The 15,998-nt window shown below is 55.4% G+C and carries 14 protein-coding genes; 2 read left to right on the top strand and 12 right to left on the bottom strand.

Features of this window, described 5'->3' with window-relative positions:
- Nucleotides 1-6 precede the first annotated feature (6 nt).
- Both F3J30_RS16670 and F3J30_RS16675 read right to left on the bottom strand, forming a co-directional pair.
- Nucleotides 7-1,275 (bottom strand): oligosaccharide MFS transporter, encoded by a 1,269-nt coding sequence (locus F3J30_RS16670; RefSeq protein ID WP_166717950.1) that lies wholly within the window; start codon nt 1,273-1,275, stop codon nt 7-9.
- A gap of 32 nt (nt 1,276-1,307) precedes the next feature.
- The gene (locus F3J30_RS16675) at nt 1,308-3,125 is read right to left on the bottom strand and encodes a DUF2264 domain-containing protein (RefSeq protein ID WP_166717951.1); all 1,818 of its coding nucleotides are present in this window, start codon (nt 3,123-3,125) and stop codon (nt 1,308-1,310) included.
- A gap of 166 nt (nt 3,126-3,291) precedes the next feature.
- Between F3J30_RS16675 and F3J30_RS16680 the strand changes: the two genes are divergently transcribed.
- Nucleotides 3,292-4,146, top strand: coding sequence for an AraC family transcriptional regulator (locus F3J30_RS16680; protein WP_166717952.1), 855 nt, complete (start codon nt 3,292-3,294; stop codon nt 4,144-4,146).
- 64 nt (nt 4,147-4,210) lie between these two features.
- Here the strand turns inward: F3J30_RS16680 and F3J30_RS16685 are convergent, their stop codons facing one another.
- Genes F3J30_RS16685 through F3J30_RS16705 form a run of 5 tightly spaced genes read right to left on the bottom strand, consistent with a single transcriptional unit; the run spans nt 4,211 to nt 8,898 of the window.
- Nucleotides 4,211-5,098: a MurR/RpiR family transcriptional regulator gene (locus tag F3J30_RS16685; RefSeq protein ID WP_014071773.1), complete on the bottom strand. Its 888-nt coding sequence runs from the start codon at nt 5,096-5,098 to the stop codon at nt 4,211-4,213.
- Nucleotides 5,095-6,045: an iron-siderophore ABC transporter substrate-binding protein gene (locus F3J30_RS16690; protein WP_166717953.1), complete on the bottom strand. Its 951-nt coding sequence runs from the start codon at nt 6,043-6,045 to the stop codon at nt 5,095-5,097. Before F3J30_RS16690 ends, F3J30_RS16685 begins: the two co-directional genes overlap by 4 nt.
- Nucleotides 6,046-6,056: 11 nt before the next feature.
- Entirely contained in the window at nt 6,057-7,109 is a 1,053-nt protein-coding gene (locus F3J30_RS16695; protein WP_166717954.1) for an iron ABC transporter permease, read from the bottom strand.
- Nucleotides 7,106-8,089, bottom strand: coding sequence for an iron ABC transporter permease (locus tag F3J30_RS16700; RefSeq protein WP_166717955.1), 984 nt, complete (start codon nt 8,087-8,089; stop codon nt 7,106-7,108). The genes F3J30_RS16695 and F3J30_RS16700 overlap by 4 nt, the downstream gene beginning before the upstream one ends.
- Nucleotides 8,086-8,898: an ABC transporter ATP-binding protein gene (locus tag F3J30_RS16705; RefSeq protein WP_166717956.1), complete on the bottom strand. Its 813-nt coding sequence runs from the start codon at nt 8,896-8,898 to the stop codon at nt 8,086-8,088. The genes F3J30_RS16700 and F3J30_RS16705 overlap by 4 nt, the downstream gene beginning before the upstream one ends.
- A gap of 385 nt (nt 8,899-9,283) precedes the next feature.
- Between F3J30_RS16705 and F3J30_RS16710 the strand changes: the two genes are divergently transcribed.
- The gene (locus tag F3J30_RS16710; RefSeq protein ID WP_166717957.1) at nt 9,284-11,425 is read left to right on the top strand and encodes a TonB-dependent siderophore receptor; all 2,142 of its coding nucleotides are present in this window, start codon (nt 9,284-9,286) and stop codon (nt 11,423-11,425) included.
- An 84-nt stretch (nt 11,426-11,509) separates the two neighbouring features.
- On the opposite strand, the gene parE is transcribed toward F3J30_RS16710, so the two are convergent.
- From parE to nudF, 5 genes are read right to left on the bottom strand one after another with little or no spacing between them, the layout of a single operon-like run.
- Nucleotides 11,510-13,402: a DNA topoisomerase IV subunit B gene (parE, locus tag F3J30_RS16715; protein WP_014071782.1), complete on the bottom strand. Its 1,893-nt coding sequence runs from the start codon at nt 13,400-13,402 to the stop codon at nt 11,510-11,512.
- 28 nt (nt 13,403-13,430) lie between these two features.
- On the bottom strand, nt 13,431-14,012 hold the full coding sequence (yqiA, locus tag F3J30_RS16720; protein ID WP_166717958.1) for an esterase YqiA: 582 nt from the start codon (nt 14,010-14,012) through the stop codon (nt 13,431-13,433).
- Complete coding sequence (cpdA, locus tag F3J30_RS16725) at nt 14,012-14,839, bottom strand: 3',5'-cyclic-AMP phosphodiesterase (RefSeq protein ID WP_014071784.1); 828 nt, start codon at nt 14,837-14,839, stop codon at nt 14,012-14,014. Before cpdA ends, yqiA begins: the two co-directional genes overlap by 1 nt.
- 27 nt (nt 14,840-14,866) lie before the next feature.
- Nucleotides 14,867-15,289, bottom strand: a complete 423-nt coding sequence (locus F3J30_RS16730) for a DUF1249 family protein (RefSeq protein ID WP_003862516.1) — start codon at nt 15,287-15,289, stop codon at nt 14,867-14,869.
- A complete protein-coding gene (gene nudF, locus F3J30_RS16735; RefSeq protein ID WP_166717959.1) occupies nt 15,286-15,918 on the bottom strand; it encodes an ADP-ribose diphosphatase in 633 nt (210 codons plus the stop codon). The genes F3J30_RS16730 and nudF overlap by 4 nt, the downstream gene beginning before the upstream one ends.
- Between the last annotated feature and the right edge of the window lie 80 nt (nt 15,919-15,998).

Below are 15,998 nucleotides of genomic sequence, written 5' to 3' on the forward strand. Positions count from 1 at the left end.
GCTTCATTAGCGAGTTGGATGTTGTTCTGCAACGTTCAGCGCTTGTGCGCTGCGCCATTTGCTCTGGCAGGCAGATAACGTAAAAGCAGAAATAAGAGTAAAGGTCAGCGCCGTAGCGCCCATGATGATATAGGTCTGTTCAAAACCGATGCGGTCATACAGTAAGCCTGCCGGTGAAGAGACCACCACATTGCCGACATACAGCATCGCCTGATACCCCAGTAAATACATGGTGGCATTAACGCGTTTATCGAAATGCTCGGCGATATATTTAAATACTGAAACCAGCAACAGACAGATTTCCAGACCGTAGAGCGGCTTCAGGACGGAAATTAATAAATGGGAATCGCACAGGCCGGAAATAATCAGTCGCGCGCCAACAATCAGCCCGACAATTAATAACCCGCGCTTGGCACCGATGAAATTCACAAACAGCGGGATCACCATATACATGATGAACTCCATCCCTGACTGCACCGTCCCCAGATAGCCAAACACCGCGTTACCCTGATGAATATCATCAAAGAAGGTGACGAAATAGCGCGAGAATTGCTGCTCGGCAATAAACATCATCCACGCCACGCCTGCCACATACAGGCAGAAGGCCCAGAATTTACGGTTACGCAGCAAGGCGTAGACATCCGCCGGGGCGATTTTTTCTTTGGTTAACACCTCGCCAGCATGAACGGAGTTAGTGTTCACTTTCAGGCTAAGCAACACCACCAGCATAATGACCGAGGCCACGCTGCCCATGATAAAGTTATAGGCCGGAGAGAGGTTAAACAGCAGGCCAGAGAAAGAGGACGCCACCGCCCAGCCAAGCGAACCCCACATCCGAATTTGCCCAAACTCCATACCGTTTAAGCGGCTGAAACGGTCAGAATAGGATTCGCACGCCGCCACCCCTGCATACCAGGCAAAGCTTAAATAGAGCGCACCGAGAATAATCCCCAGCAGGGTGTTGGACATTAACAGCGGCTGGTAAACATAAATAAAGAACGGCGCCATCAGGGCAGACATCGCCACCACAAAATAGAGCAGGTATTTGCTCATCCCTATCTTATCGAGAATATAACCGTAGATGGGCTTCAGAATAACGGAGAACACACCGTTAACCGCAAATACCGTCCCGATAACCGTACCGCTGAGATTGGCTTTTTGTCCGAGCCAGATAGCCAGCAGGCCAATACTGGCCGACCAGGTAAAAAAGTAGAGAAAGATAAAACTGCTTATTTTGTAATATTCGGTTCTGTTATTCGTAGATGTATTTTTCATATCATCCTCGCCGACATGTAGGGCCAGAGTTTTTATAATGTGAACGACAGCTGACGTTCGCCTCCAGGTTCGCGGATCACGACCTGGTGATGAGTCATATTCAGTTGCGGCACTGCCGCGTAGTGTTGTTGTTTTTCACTGGCGATGACGGCACAGCACAGCCAGCTCTCCCCTTGCGGGATATCGGTTTTCAGCAGCGGGACAGAGGCGCACTCCGGGAACATAATGCTGCTGTTCGGCGGCGTCACGATGCTGTCCGGCTGGCGCATCAGTTCTGGCGACAAACAAACAATAGCGCTACTGCCGTTTTGCGCGTCCAGGTAACAACCGTGCTCGCGGAGCTGGTGTTCGGTTTTCATCACGGCAAAGCCCCCTTCCACTGTTTGCAGGACGCGGGCGCTGTTAATACGGTGCAGGCGCAAATGCCACTCCCCGAACGGGACCTGCCAGGTTTCGATATGGACGTCGTGCCACGGCGACCAGCGTGAATAGAGGTAATTTTCATCCACCCTCACCTCGTCACACTCGCGACGACCGCGGAAGTAATTATCCCCGTCGGCCAGCAACAGCATGGAGTCACAGGCGGCGTGTTTCAGGCCATAACGCCCGCGTTCAATGGTGAAACCAAAACGGCTGGAGTAGGCAAATTTAGTGTATTTGGCTTCGGTATTGACGTAGTTATTCAGCTCAAGCTGCCCGGCGGTGAGCAACGTGACATGCTGCGACGCCTCCGCGTGCATCAGGATCTGTTGGGCATGGGGGATCACCTGTTTTTCAGCAAGCGCGGGCAACGGCTGCTCTTCGGCCTGCCAGAACGGGTGAGTCTCTGGCAGAGCCAGGATCAGGTACGTTTTCAGTGCCCAGTAGGGTGAGCCAGGCGAATTGTAGTCTTCACACATCGCCAGGTTGGGATAGGCAAAACCGAGTGTCAGAATGCCGTCACGATCAGTAATGGGCTGCTGTTGCCACCAGCGCAGATGGCGCAGAATAATCCCTTTGACGATACCCGGCGTGAACACCTCCAGCCCGGAAAAGGCTACCGCGCTCCAGAAGGCAACCATCGCAAAGCGGTAGGTCAGGCTGCGGCCAAACGGTACCGATGCGCCATCAGCGGCAGACATATAGATAAAGTCTGCGGCAAACAGACGCGAGCGTTCGCGCAGAATGGTCGCCCTCGGTTCATCACCACTCAGGGTGGCGTAAATCAGACCGTAGAAGTGGAACGCCATAGAGATGTAATAATCTTTCGGGCGGCCCGGGCCGTCGGAATACCAGCCATCGCCCAGGTAGTAGGCTTCCATCATCGCAAAGCGGTCGTCGATGGCGCGCTGGTTGTACGGCAGCCCGGCGCGTTTAAACCCAAGCTGAACCATAATGGCAAAGTAGTTCCAGTTGCTGTCCGGCATCTGCGCGTCTGTTATCTGGTTCAGCCAGGTGTGCAGGTTCATCAGCTCGCGCTCGGTGAACTGCGACGTGAGTGAGTCCTGCAACAGCGACAGCCCCAACCCGTACGCCGCCATTTCTACCAGACGCTGATCGTAAGGCGCAGTTTCCCCCCAGTAACCTTCGCTGTGCGGATCGGTGCCAGCCCGGATAGCTGCGATGTACTTGTCGCTAAACGCGGTGGTTTCACCGGATGCCATCAGTGGAAATAGCCCCCACAACGCGCGGGAAAGCCCCTCCATCTGCGCGATATCCGTGGCGTAATGCGCACAGGTATCCCCCAGAGAAAAGCGCGAATAGCCTGCCGGAAACTGCGTATCCAGCGCACCCAGCAGGGTATTTAACGCCGCCACGACATCCTTGCGGGAAGACAATGGATTTGATTTTTCTTTATTTACCGCAGACATAGGCTTGTCCTCGTCATCAACTGCGGCAAAGCATAGTGAATCCTCACCGTGCAGAAATGTTAGCCATGTCACAGGAGAGCGCGATGAATAAACTCGCAGTTGAGAAAATTTAAAAAGGTGGTTTATAAAGACAATCAGACGGGGAAAAGTTGAGTTTTATTGCACTATGCGCGACACACTAAAATCCGATCATCTGGAGCTGATCACCTTAAACGATGCCATTGCGTCGTTTAGCCGGCTCTTTGCCAATACCGTGCGTTATCACCACTGGCATCAGTGTCTGGAAATTCTGTATGTGGAGGAAGGATTCGGCGTGGCGATTGTTGATAACCGCCACTACACCATGCGCCCCGGGCGGCTGTTTTTCTTCCCACCCTTTACTCTGCATAAAGTGATGGTGGATGAGCAGGCAGAGGCCATTTATCGGCGCACCATCATTCATCTCGATCCCCATGCGGTGCTGAAGGTGCTGCGTGATTTCCCGCAGACCCTGCAACGATTACAAAAGCTCTCACGCCGTGGCGGGGAAGCCTGGGTGGCGGATGTTTCAGCCAGCCACGCGCACATTGATCACCTGCTGGGGTGCTATGCAAAGCGCGCCAGCGTCCAGCCCCTTAACAGCGAAAATATCGCCAGCCTGCTGATTAGCCTGTTTGCCATGTTACCCGGTGACGATGACGGCGCGCCCGGCAGCAGCCACGGGATCGCAAGCCAGGTGATGTTCTGGCTCGATGAACACTATCGGGATAAATTCAGGCTGGATGCGCTGGCTGAAGAACTGGGGAAATCACGCAGCTATGTGTCGCGAAAATTCCATGCCGAAACGGGCGAGAAGATCCACGACTATCTGAACACCATCAGGCTGCGGAAAGCGTGCGAATGCCTGCTGCACACGGATGCCAGCGTGCGTGAAATAGCCGAACAGGTGGGCTTTTCCGACGTGACCTGGTTTATCAGCGCATTCAGAAAAGGGATTGGCGAGACGCCGTTGCAGTACCGCAAGAACCATGCTGACCGCTGAGCGGGGTTATTGCCGGGTGGCGGCTACGCCTTACCCGGCCTACAAAACAACAAAACCGTACCTATCAGCTGCTCTTCTTCCCCGGCTTTAACCCGCGATGAAATTCGTTGATGCGCTTCATCGACTTAATGGTGCGCTGCGGCTCGGTGGATGCCACGGACAAAATAATCATCTCCAGACACAACAGTACGGTGCCATGCAGCGGAATTTTGCCTTTCTCGCCGCCACGTGGCACATGGATGACCACGCTGGCCTCTTTGCTGAAGCGCGACTCCAGCGCGTTAGTCAGCAAGATGGTTGGGATGCCCAGGCGTTTAGCTTCACGAAGCGTGGTTTGTCCTTCCCGATGGGCAGATTTTTGCGCCATCATCACCAGCACGTCACCGCGCTGGAGCGCAATCAGCTGTTCGGCCAGGCCAATGCCGGTGCGGTTAAGCGGTGTGGCAGGTAAACCAATACGGCTGAACAGCCGGGCTGTATACTCGGCCAGAATGCCCGATGCACCAATACCAAAAATAGCGACCTGTCGCGCCTGCGCCAGCAGCGATACTGCCTGCGCCATTGCATAACGGTTACCCGGTTCAGACAACACATCGCAGGTGTGCTGATGCCCTTCGAGTACAAAATCGATGCTCGCGTTAACATCGCTGGTGAGGGTATTCACCGTGGTGGACATCTTTTCGCTGGAGCTCACCACCGGGCCGAACCACTGCTCCAGCGTCTGTTTCAAATCACGCAGCCCGGCAAAGCCCAACGCCTGAATGGCACGGACCACGGTCGCATCGGAGGTTTTTAGCAACGTAGCGATTTCCATTGCCGTCTGTTCCATTACCGCTTCACGGTTCTCATTGATATACCGCGCCACCAGCAGCAGGCGCGGCGTCAACTGATGCCCGCGGGATCGAAAGCGTTCACCATAAACATCCACCCGCGCTTTATCTTTTCTGATCACCTGGAGGCCTCCGGCAGCGGCCGCCCCGCTATCTGAGACTGCACCTGCGCGGCCATCAGCCCCAGTGAAGCAAATGAGTTTGAAATCGCCTCTTCACGGGAGATCAGGATGTAATGCCCGGTACGACAGGCATTCAGGAACTGGCACCAGCCGGGCATTACCGCGTCCATCGCCGCCAGCTCATCCTGCGGTTTTCCCCCCGTATCGCCACGCCAGGTGGCAAATACAAAATCGGCGTCCAGTTCTGGCAGACGCTCGGCACTGACGTCAATACGCCCGCCATCCGGGATATTCTCGATAAGCGGCGGGAAGGTGAATCCGGCATCACGCAGCACGCGTCCCAGGGAGTGATAGCTGTGCATGGCGGTGATTTTGCCCTGATTAGCCTGAATCACCGACACGGTGACCTTGCGAGTATCGATGGTCGCTTTCAGCGCGTTGATTTGCTCCTGATAGCGACGCTCAAGGATCTTCAGCCGCGCCTGCGTTCCCGTCAGTTGCGCCAGCTTGCGGTAGATTTCCGGCGCACCGCCATCGAGGTGATCGATGCTCACCGTGGGAGCGATTTTTTCCAGTTGCTCCACTGGCGTGTTGCGGGTCGGTTCGGTGATGATCAGATCCGGTTTTGCGGCCGCAATGGCTTCGATATCAATATCCGCGGTGCCGATAAACCGGATGGAGGAGTTATCAAAATCAACGCCCGTTAACATGCCACTGGAGCGAATAAAATGGCTGCCGTCCGGTCGCGTGCGGCCGTGGCTGGCAACCGGAGGCACACCAAGCTCAATTAAGGGGATGGTGATATCCAGATCGTGCAGCGAAACAATCCGCCGCGGATGAACGGGCACAGTAACCTTGCGCCCCAGATCGTCCGTGAACACCTGAGTCGGCTCTGCCGCACTCACCGAAAACCCAACCAGCAACAATATCGAAAAAAGAAAGCGCATCAGTATCCCCATTAAAATCTGTCCCGCCGCTGCCACAGCAGCAACAGGAAAAACGGCCCACCAATCAAAGAAATCACAATGCCTGCGGGGAGTTGCAGCGGTAAAAATGCCAGACGGCCGACGTTATCGGCCATCAGCACCAGCAGTGCGCCCAGCACCGCACTCCCCAAAAGCAATGCAGTTTGCCCGCCGCGTAACAAGGCACGTGCCATATGCGGAGCAATCAATCCGACAAACCCGATACTGCCCACGCAGGAAACGCAGGCTGCGGTCAGCACCACCGGGGCGAGAAGGCGCAGCAGCGCCAGCCGTGACGTACGAACCCCCAGCCCCGTGGCGGCCTGATTGCCGAGCAGGGCCACGTCGGCCGCACGAGCGGTGAAAAGCAGTAAGGCACATGCAGGCACAGCCCACCCAGCCGCCACGCCCACCAGCGCCCAGTTTGCCGTATGCAGGCTCCCCGCCAGCCACAGCATCGCGGTCTGCACATCACGCACATTAGCCGTGGTCATAAAGACGCCCATTGCCGCCGCAAAAGCCCAGGAAACGCCAATCCCGGTAAGAATAAAACGTGGCCGCGAAATATCACGCGCCAGTGCCACCACGAGTAATGCCGTCAGCAGTCCACCGACCATACCCACTGCCGGACGCCAGAACAGGCTCAGCGCCGGGAACTGAAAAATCAGCAGCAGCACCGTCGCACTACAGCCCTCTTTCACACCAATCAGCCCCGGGTCGGCCAGGCCATTACGGGTAATGGACTGCATTGCCGCCCCCGCCATCCCCAGCATGGCACCACAGAGGACGGCCATCAGCAGACGCGGCAGACGAATATCCATCACGATGTAACGCGCATCCGCAGGCAGGCTTTCAGGGTAAAACAGCGCCCGACCGATCGCGGAAGTGGGTATAGGCAGTGAACCGTGCGTCAGGCCAAAACTGAGCAGCAGCACCGTCATCAGCAGGAACAGCGACAGGCACGCCAGCGCACGCGGACGCACGAGCGCAGAATATGCGCCGATGCGTAACGGCCGCAGTCCGGCACGCAAAACCACCCGCCTCATTTGAACATCCTCGAGGCCATAACGATAAAGACCGGCGCGCCAACCAGCGCCGTCATCACGCCGGTGGCCAGCTCATAAGGCGTGAATAACGTGCGGGCGGCCAGATCGGCAATCAGTAAGACCAGCGCACCGCACAGGGCAGAAAGCGGTACCATCACGCGTATATCTGCCGACACCAGACGGCGAATAAGCTGTGGAACCACAAGGCCGATAAACCCAATGGGCCCGGCAATGGAGACTGCCGCACCGCACAACAGCGCAATTGCCAGTAGCGCAAACAGGCGGGTTTTCAGCAGCGAAACGCCTAAGCCCTGCGCCATACGGTCGCCCAGCGCCAGCATATTCAGCGATGGCGACAACCACAGCGCCAGCGCAAAACCTGCGCCAGCCACCCAGGAGGCGGTGCGAACTATCTCGCCGTTTAATCCGGCCAAATCCCCTGCCAGCCAGGTTCGCATGGCGAGCAGCGTCTGTTCATCCAGGATCAGCACAGCGGCGGTAATAGACGATGCGAATGCCGACAACGCCACGCCACACAGGGTCACTTTCATCGGGGTTAACCCGCTGCGCCCGGCGGATGAGAACATCAGCACCAGCAGAAACAGCGCCCCTGCACCGGCCGCAGCAATCAGTGGGCGACCAAACGGCAGGCTAAGTCCCAGAGCACTGGTTAACACCACCGCCAGCGCCGCCCCGGCATTCAGCCCCAGAATATGCGGTTCCCCCAGAGGGTTGCGGATAACGGATTGCAGCAACACGCCCGCCACGCCAAGCGCCGCACCGGTGGTCAGCGCGGCGAACAGGCGCAACAACCGCAGCTTAACGATGACGTTATGCTCGAAATTGCGCGGGTCGAAATGAAAGAACGCCTGCACCACCGTTTGCGGGGCGATAAAGCGCGCGCCGATCCCCAGATGGGCAATGCCACCTGCCACCAGCAATAGCGCAAAAAGAATGAATGCCAGGGATGTACGCATCATGGCTTTGCGGTTCCCTGACGAAAAGGCATAAAGAATGGCTTTCCGGTCAATGGGTTCACCGACATATGCACGTCGACATCAAAAACCGCTTTGATCAGTTCAGGCGTACAGACATCACCCTCATGAAGCACTCCCTGCACTTTTCCTTGCCGCAGAAAGACCAGCGAATCGCCATAGTTAACGGCGAAATTGAGATCATGGAGCACCACCACGACGGTACGCCCGTGATGGCGGGTCAGCGTGTGAAGCAGTTCGAGGATCTCGACCTGATAGCGAAGGTCGAGATACGTCGTTGGCTCATCCAGCAGGATATACGGAGTTTGCTGCGCCAGCGCCATAGCTATCCAGCAGCGCTGACGCTGGCCGCCGGACAGGCTTTCGACTGGCAGGTGAGCAAATTCCGTGGTGCCGGTCAGACGCAGGGCCTCTTCAACCGCGAGCTCATCTTCATCGCTCCACTGGCGCATAAAGTTTTGCCAGGGAAAGCGCCCGCGCGACACCAGCTCGAATACAGTTAACCCTTCCGGCAGTATTGGCGATTGCGGAAGAATGCCCAGGCTGCGTGCGACCGCTTTGGTGGGCTGTTCATGGATGGCTTTCCCGTCCAGAAACGCGCTACCGCCAAGCGGCTGAAGCAGGCGCGCAATGGTACTGAGCAGAGTGGATTTTCCGCAGCCGTTTGCCCCAACCAGGACAGTCATTTTCTGCTGGGGGATCGCAAGGGAAATATCATCAACGATGATTTTTTTCTGATAGCCAGCAGAGAGGTTTTCAAGCACCAACCCCTGCTTTTTCGTGTTATGAGCCACGTGAACGCCAACTTAATAAAATGACAAACAAATAAAAATAAAACTCATTCTCTTTTGGGAGTTTGCCGCTGCGCCATGTAGTAGTCAAGCGAATAAACACCCCGAAAAAGCCAGGGGTAATAACAGGCTACTACGCTAACAACACATTTATTAATTCTTTTATTTTCATATTGTTAAACAAGAAAAAATCGGATGCGCATTGGTCTTTTTATTTTGTAGTCGATTTTTTCTATTTTCCATTTACTACTACATTTTTGCATGATTGAATGATTATCAATTACATGTTCGAGGCCTGAACAGGCGAACGGACAGACCGTTAAGGGCAATGAATCACACATTCTTCCGCGAACATTCATGCGCGGGATATTTCGGGAAAACAGATGTAATGGCTAAGTTCACACCTTCACTCTCTGGGGTAAAAGGGCGCGCGCTCTTTTCACTGTTATTCATCACACCGCTGGTGCAGGCCGCTGATACCACAGCGGCTAAAGATGGCGAAACGCTGACCGTGACCGCCGATCCAAATGCCACCACCGATGCCACAAACGGCTATCAGCCGCTGAACACCTCCACCGCTACGCTGACCAACATGCCAATGCTGGACATCCCACAGGTGGTGAATACCGTCAGCGATAAGGTGCTGGAAGATCAGCACGCTACCACGCTCGACGAAGCGCTGTATAACGTCAGCAACGTTGTGCAAACCAACACTCTGGGCGGCACCCAGGACGCGTTTGTGCGCCGGGGCTTTGGCGCCAACCGCGACGGATCGATCATGACCAACGGCCTGCGTACCGTACTGCCGCGCAGCTTTAACGCATCAACCGAGCGCGTGGAAGTGCTGAAAGGCCCGGCCTCGACCTTGTACGGCATCCTCGATCCTGGCGGCCTGATTAACGTGGTCACCAAACGCCCGGAAACGACGTTCGGCGGCTCAATTTCTGCCACCTCTTCCAGCTTTGGCGGTGGCACCGGGCAATTTGATGTGACCGGGCCGATTGAAGGGACGCGTCTGGCATATCGCCTGACGGGTGAATATCAGGACGAAGATTACTGGCGTAACTTTGGGACGGAACGCAGCACCTTTATCGCGCCCTCCCTGACCTGGTTCGGCGATGATGCCACCGTCACGGTGCTCTATTCCCATCGCGACTATAAGACACCGTTCGACCGTGGAACAATCTTCGACCTCAATACCAAGCAGGCCGTAAAGGTTGACCGAAAAACCCGCTTTGATGAGCCGTTCAATATTACTGACGGGCAATCAGACCTGGCACAGCTCAACGCCGAATACCGCCTGAACAGCCAGTGGACCGCGAAGTTCGACTATAGCTACAGCCAGGATAAATACAGCGATAACCAGGCGCGTGTGATGGCGTATGACTCCGCCACCGGCAACCTGACGCGCCGTGTGGATGCAACGCAAGGCTCCACCCAGCGAATGCACACCACCCGTGCCGATTTGCAGGGGAACGTGGATATCGCCGGCTTCTACAACGAGATCCTGACCGGCATCTCCTATGAGAATTACGATCTGCTGCGCACGGATATGATCCGCTGTAAGAACGTGAAAGATTTCAATATCTATAATCCGTCCTACGGCAATCTCGGCAAATGTACGACCGTTTCGGCATCCGATAGCGACCAGACGATCAAGCAGGAGAGTTACTCCGCCTATGCGCAGGACGCGTTGTACCTGACCGATAAATGGATCGCCGTCGCCGGGCTGCGTTATCAATACTACACCCAGTATGCGGGTAAAGGCCGTCCGTTTAACGTTAACACCGACAGTAGCGACGATCAGTGGACGCCGAAGCTGGGTCTGGTTTACAAGCTGACGCCGAACGTGTCGCTGTTTGCCAACTACTCGCAGACGTTTATGCCGCAATCCTCTATTGCGAGCTATATCGGCGACCTGCCACCAGAAACGTCAAATGCCTACGAAGTGGGTGCGAAGTTTGACCTGTTCAACGGTATTACCGCCAATATCGCGCTGTTTGATATTCATAAGCGCAACGTGCTGTATACCGAAAGCGTGGGGGATGAAACCATTGCCAAAACCGCGGGTCGCGTGCGCTCGCAGGGTGTGGAAGTGGATCTCGCCGGATCGCTTACCGAGAACACCAACATCATCGCCAGCTACGGTTATACCGATGCGAAAGTGCTGGAAGATCCTGATTACGCGGGCAAGCCGCTGCCAAACGTGCCACGTCACACCGGCTCGCTGTTCCTGACCTACGATATTCATAACGTGATTGGCGGGAATACCCTGACGCTCGGCGGCGGCGGGCACGGTGTAAGCCGTCGTTCAGCCACCAACGGTGCGGATTACTATCTGCCGGGCTACGTCGTTGCAGATGCGTTTGCGGCGTATAAAATGAAGCTGCAATACCCGGTGACGTTGCAGGTGAACGTGAAGAACCTGTTTGATAAGACCTACTACACCTCCTCTATCGCGACCAATAACCTGGGCAACCAGATTGGCGACCCGCGTGAAGTGCAGTTCACGGTGAAGATGGAGTTTTGATGTAAAAAAGCCCGGTGGCGCTAACGCTTACCGGGCCTACTATCCCATTCCCTCTCCCTGTGGGAGAGGGTCAGGGTGAGGGCATCAGGCCTCAATATCCGCCATATCGCCTTTCTCCTGTAACCAGTTACGTCGGTCTTCCGAACGCTTCTTGGCAAGGAGCATATCCATCATGGCATTGGTTTGCTGCTCGTCTTCATCGCTGATCGTCAGCTGCACCAGACGGCGCGTGTTCGGATCAAGCGTGGTTTCACGCAGCTGCATCGGGTTCATCTCGCCCAGCCCTTTAAAGCGCTGAACGTTTGGTTTGCCCTTCTTGCGCTTGAGCTGTTCCAGAACGCCCGCTTTCTCTTCTTCCGTCAGCGCGTAGTACACCTCTTTGCCGAGGTCGATACGGTACAGCGGCGGCAGCGCCACGTGGACGTGACCGTTTTTCACCAGCGTTCTGAAGTGCTTCACAAACAGCGCGCAGAGCAGCGTGGCGATGTGCAGACCATCGGAGTCCGCATCCGCAAGGATACAGATCTTACCGTAACGCAGCTGGCTCAGATCGTCGCTGTCAGGATCGATGCCGATCGCCACAGAGATATCGTGCACTTCCTGCGAGGCCAGCACTTCATCGGAAGAAACCTCCCAGGTATTCAGGATCTTACCCTTGAGCGGCATGATCGCCTGATATTCACGATCGCGCGCCTGTTTGGCGGATCCGCCTGCCGAATCCCCTTCCACAAGGAACAGTTCGGTGCGGTTGAGGTCCTGTGCGGTGCAGTCGGCCAGTTTGCCCGGCAGCGCAGGGCCACTGGTCAGCTTTTTACGCACCACTTTCTTCGCCGCACGCAGACGACGCTGCGCGCTGGAAATGGCCATTTCGGCCAGCATCTCTGCCGCCTGAACGTTCTGGTTCAGCCACAGGGTAAAGGCATCTTTGACCACGCCAGAAACGAAGGCCGCGCACTGGCGCGATGACAGGCGTTCTTTGGTCTGACCGGCAAACTGCGGGTCTTGCATCTTCACGGACAGAACGTATGCGCAGCGATCCCAGATATCTTCCGCCGACAACTTCACGCCACGTGGCAGAATGTTGCGGTATTCGCAGAACTCGCGCATCGCGTCCAGCAAGCCCTGACGCAGGCCGTTGACGTGCGTACCGCCAAGCATGGTTGGGATCAGGTTGACGTAGCTTTCCGTCAGCAGCTCGCCGCCTTCCGGCAGCCACAGCAGCGCCCAATCCACGGCTTCGGTGTCACCGTTAAAATTACCGACAAACGGTTTTTCCGGCAGCGTAGGCAGGCCGTTTACCGCTTCGCACAGATAGTCGTTCAGACCATCGGCGTAGCACCAGGTTTGCTCGGTATTGTTAACGTGGTCTTTAAAGGTGATTTCCACGCCCGGGCACAGCACGGCTTTGGCTTTCAGCAGGTGCGTCAGGCGAGAAACGGAAAAACGTGGGCTGTCGAAGAAGCTTTCGTCCGGCCAGAAGTGGACGCTGGTGCCGGTATTGCGTTTACCGCATGTGCCAACAACCTGGAGTTCCTGCACCTTCTCGCCGTTTTCGAACGCGATGTTGTACACCTGACCGTCACGGCGAACGTTCACTTCGACGCGCTTAGACAGGGCGTTAACCACGGAGATCCCCACGCCGTGCAAGCCGCCCGAGAACTGGTAGTTCTTGTTAGAGAACTTACCGCCCGCGTGCAGACGACAGAGGATCAGCTCAACAGCAGGAACACCCTCTTCCGGGTGGATGTCGACCGGCATCCCGCGACCATCGTCGATAACTTCCAGCGACTGATCGGCGTGCAGGATCACGTCTACGCGTTTGGCATGGCCTGCCAGCGCTTCGTCCACACTGTTATCAATAACTTCCTGGCCCAGGTGGTTTGGGCGCGTCGTATCGGTGTACATCCCCGGGCGGCGGCGAACCGGCTCAAGCCCGGTGAGTACCTCAATGGCATCAGCGTTATAGGTTTGCGTCATGATTTAAACTAGCAATTCGCATTGATTGTCAGAGGCTGTGCAGTCCAAGAAAATCGACAATCTGGGTGAAATGATCTTCAAAGCCCGTGAAAGCATGGTTTCCGCCCTCTTCTATAGTCTGGCGGCAGGATGCGTAATACGCCACTGCCTGGCGGTAATCCAGCACTTCATCTCCCGTTTGTTGCAGCAGCCAGATAAGATCGGGCGCTTCAAGCGGGTCTACCTGCATAACTTTGAGATCGTAAATATGGCGAGACTCTAGCACATATTGCTGTCCGGTGTAGGGGTTCTCGTTTTGACCAAGAAAGTCCCGTAACAGCTCAAATGGCCGCACCGCCGGGTTGACCACTACCGCTGGCAGCATGAAGCATTGCGATAGCCAGGTGGCGTAATAACCGCCCAGTGAGGAGCCGACGACACCCAGGGATTCACCACCGTGCTCCAGCACGATAGATTCCAGCATTTCTGCGGCGTCAGCCGGGTATGGCGGCAACTGCGGGATAATCATCTCAACATGCGGATGATGTTCGCTCAACCACGCGCGAAACTGTGTCGCTTTCGCGGAACGCGGCGAACTGTTAAATCCATGCAGGTAAAGGAGCGTAGACATCAATAGCCTTCTGAAGCGGTATCTGGACGGAATTTTAACCCTGACAGACGGCACACTTCAGTGGTCAGCACGCCATCGGCGTGGAGTTCCAGCCAGCGCCAGCCCGGAGCTATGGTATCCAGGGTAAAGTTGGCGCAATGCGGTTTAAACTGCACGCAGGTAGAAGGTGTAGCCAGCATCCGGCGGCCGTTCCAGTCGAGATCCTGTTCCTGATGGATGTGTCCGCAAAGCAGATTTTTCACCCGTGGGAATTTGACCAGAACACGGTCCAGCGCCGCAGAGTTGCGTAAGCTGTGCTGATCAAGCCAGCTACAGCCAGCCGGTAACGGATGATGATGGAGCAACAGTAACGTATGGCGTTCTGGCTCGGCGGCAAGTTTTTTCTCCAGCCATTCGAGCTGGAACTCGCTTAGCTCGCCGTGCGGCACACCAAATACCTGGCTGTCGAGCAGCAGAATTTGCCACTGGTCGCCCACGATGACGGTTTTGGCCGGAGAGATACCTGCTTCCTGAAGCGCGCTGTACATAGCAGGCTGGAAGTCATGGTTGCCCGGCAACCAGACGCAAGGCACGTTAAAACTCGCGATACCCTCAGCAAAATGCTGATAGGCCGCGGAGGATTGATCCTGCGCGAGGTCGCCTGTCGCGACAATTAAATCGCAAGGACGGTTTTCCGCGTGAATCGCGCCAAGTACTGCCTGATAACTCTCCCAGGTGTTCACTCCCAGCAGAGTCTCATGCTTTTCGGCAAACAGGTGAGTATCGGTAATTTGTAATATCCTGACTGGCGCCCCACCAGCAACAGTCAGGTTCAACAGGCTTTCCAAATGGTGTCCTTAGGTAGGTTTATGACGCTAACAAACCGGAATCGCCATTGCTCCATGTGCTAAACAATATCTTAGCCAGTCAGCTAAAAACTGGTTAATTTGATGCTTTTCGTCGCGTTGATGCAACTTTTTATTCGGATAATCATACCGCGCCTTGAAGCGAAAGATCTGCTGGCTTGAACACACTTCAGCGACCATCGCGTCGTGATACAGGCGCACTGTCATTGACGGCAGGCTCCAGTAACTAATGCTGGGGGCCGTTTGCTCGATTTCCACAAGCGTAGTGTAGCGCGTTGATTCTGTAATCGTTAACCGATACTGCGCGTTGCTCACCTGATAGCTCACCGTTTCGCCGGGTGCGTCGTTTCGCGGCAGCAGGCGGCGCAATTGTGCAAAATTGGTTTCGCACAAGCGCATCATTTCTGGGAAGTCAGGTGTATAACGCTTCATTTTTTCCACTCGTTTCGTAATGTCTGATAATGCAGTTGCAGCCATTGCAGAGCGATGACAGACGCTGCGTTGTCGATTTTCCCCTCTTCAACCCACTGGTAAGCCTGCTCCCGACTCACCACATGAACCCGAATATCTTCGTTTTCATCTGCCAGACCGTGAATCCCTTCCGCCGTCGTGGCGTCCACTTCGCCGACCATAATAGACAAGCGCTCGCTGGTGCCGCCAGGGCTTGCCAGGTAGCTGAGCACCGGTTTGGTGCGGCCAACGATCAGCCCTGCTTCTTCCTGCGCTTCGCGGCGGGCAACATCTTCAACCGTCTCACCCTCTTCTATCATCCCGGCGACCATCTCCAGCAACCACGGACTTGGGCTAACGTCATACGCCGCAATTCGGATCTGCTCAATCAGTACCACTTCATCACGCACTGGGTCAAAGGGTAGCAAGACTGCCGCATGACCGCGCTCAAAAATTTCACGTCTGATCTCGCCGCTCATCTGCCCGTTAAACAGGCGATGCCTGAAACGGTAAAGATCCATCGAAAAAAAACCGCTATATAGCGTTTCTCGTGCAATAATTTCTACATCGTTTTTGGCGAATGTCACTGGCAACTTATCTGGTTTTTGCATGAGTCATACCCTTGTAGCAATAGTGTTGAAATCATTAATTTCAAGGCTGTTTATAAGGCTATATGATAGATTGGTGCAAA

Origin of the sequence: Enterobacter sp. Tr-810 (genome assembly GCF_011752765.1) — a bacterium.
Lineage (GTDB): Bacteria > Pseudomonadota > Gammaproteobacteria > Enterobacterales > Enterobacteriaceae > Enterobacter > Enterobacter soli.

What these genes read in the sequence shown, in the direction of transcription:
- F3J30_RS16670 (WP_166717950.1), bottom strand. Translation starts at nt 1,275, where the DNA reads ATGAAAAATACATCTACGAATAACAGAACCGAATATTACAAAATAAGC.
- F3J30_RS16675 (WP_166717951.1), bottom strand. Translation starts at nt 3,125, where the DNA reads ATGTCTGCGGTAAATAAAGAAAAATCAAATCCATTGTCTTCCCGCAAG.
- F3J30_RS16680 (WP_166717952.1), top strand. Translation starts at nt 3,292, where the DNA reads ATGCGCGACACACTAAAATCCGATCATCTGGAGCTGATCACCTTAAAC.
- F3J30_RS16690 (WP_166717953.1), bottom strand. Translation starts at nt 6,045, where the DNA reads ATGCGCTTTCTTTTTTCGATATTGTTGCTGGTTGGGTTTTCGGTGAGT.
- F3J30_RS16695 (WP_166717954.1), bottom strand. Translation starts at nt 7,109, where the DNA reads ATGAGGCGGGTGGTTTTGCGTGCCGGACTGCGGCCGTTACGCATCGGC.
- F3J30_RS16700 (WP_166717955.1), bottom strand. Translation starts at nt 8,089, where the DNA reads ATGATGCGTACATCCCTGGCATTCATTCTTTTTGCGCTATTGCTGGTG.
- F3J30_RS16710 (WP_166717957.1), top strand. Translation starts at nt 9,284, where the DNA reads ATGGCTAAGTTCACACCTTCACTCTCTGGGGTAAAAGGGCGCGCGCTC.
- parE (WP_014071782.1), bottom strand. Translation starts at nt 13,402, where the DNA reads ATGACGCAAACCTATAACGCTGATGCCATTGAGGTACTCACCGGGCTT.
- yqiA (WP_166717958.1), bottom strand. Translation starts at nt 14,012, where the DNA reads ATGTCTACGCTCCTTTACCTGCATGGATTTAACAGTTCGCCGCGTTCC.
- F3J30_RS16730 (WP_003862516.1), bottom strand. Translation starts at nt 15,289, where the DNA reads ATGAAGCGTTATACACCTGACTTCCCAGAAATGATGCGCTTGTGCGAA.
- nudF (WP_166717959.1), bottom strand. Translation starts at nt 15,918, where the DNA reads ATGCAAAAACCAGATAAGTTGCCAGTGACATTCGCCAAAAACGATGTA.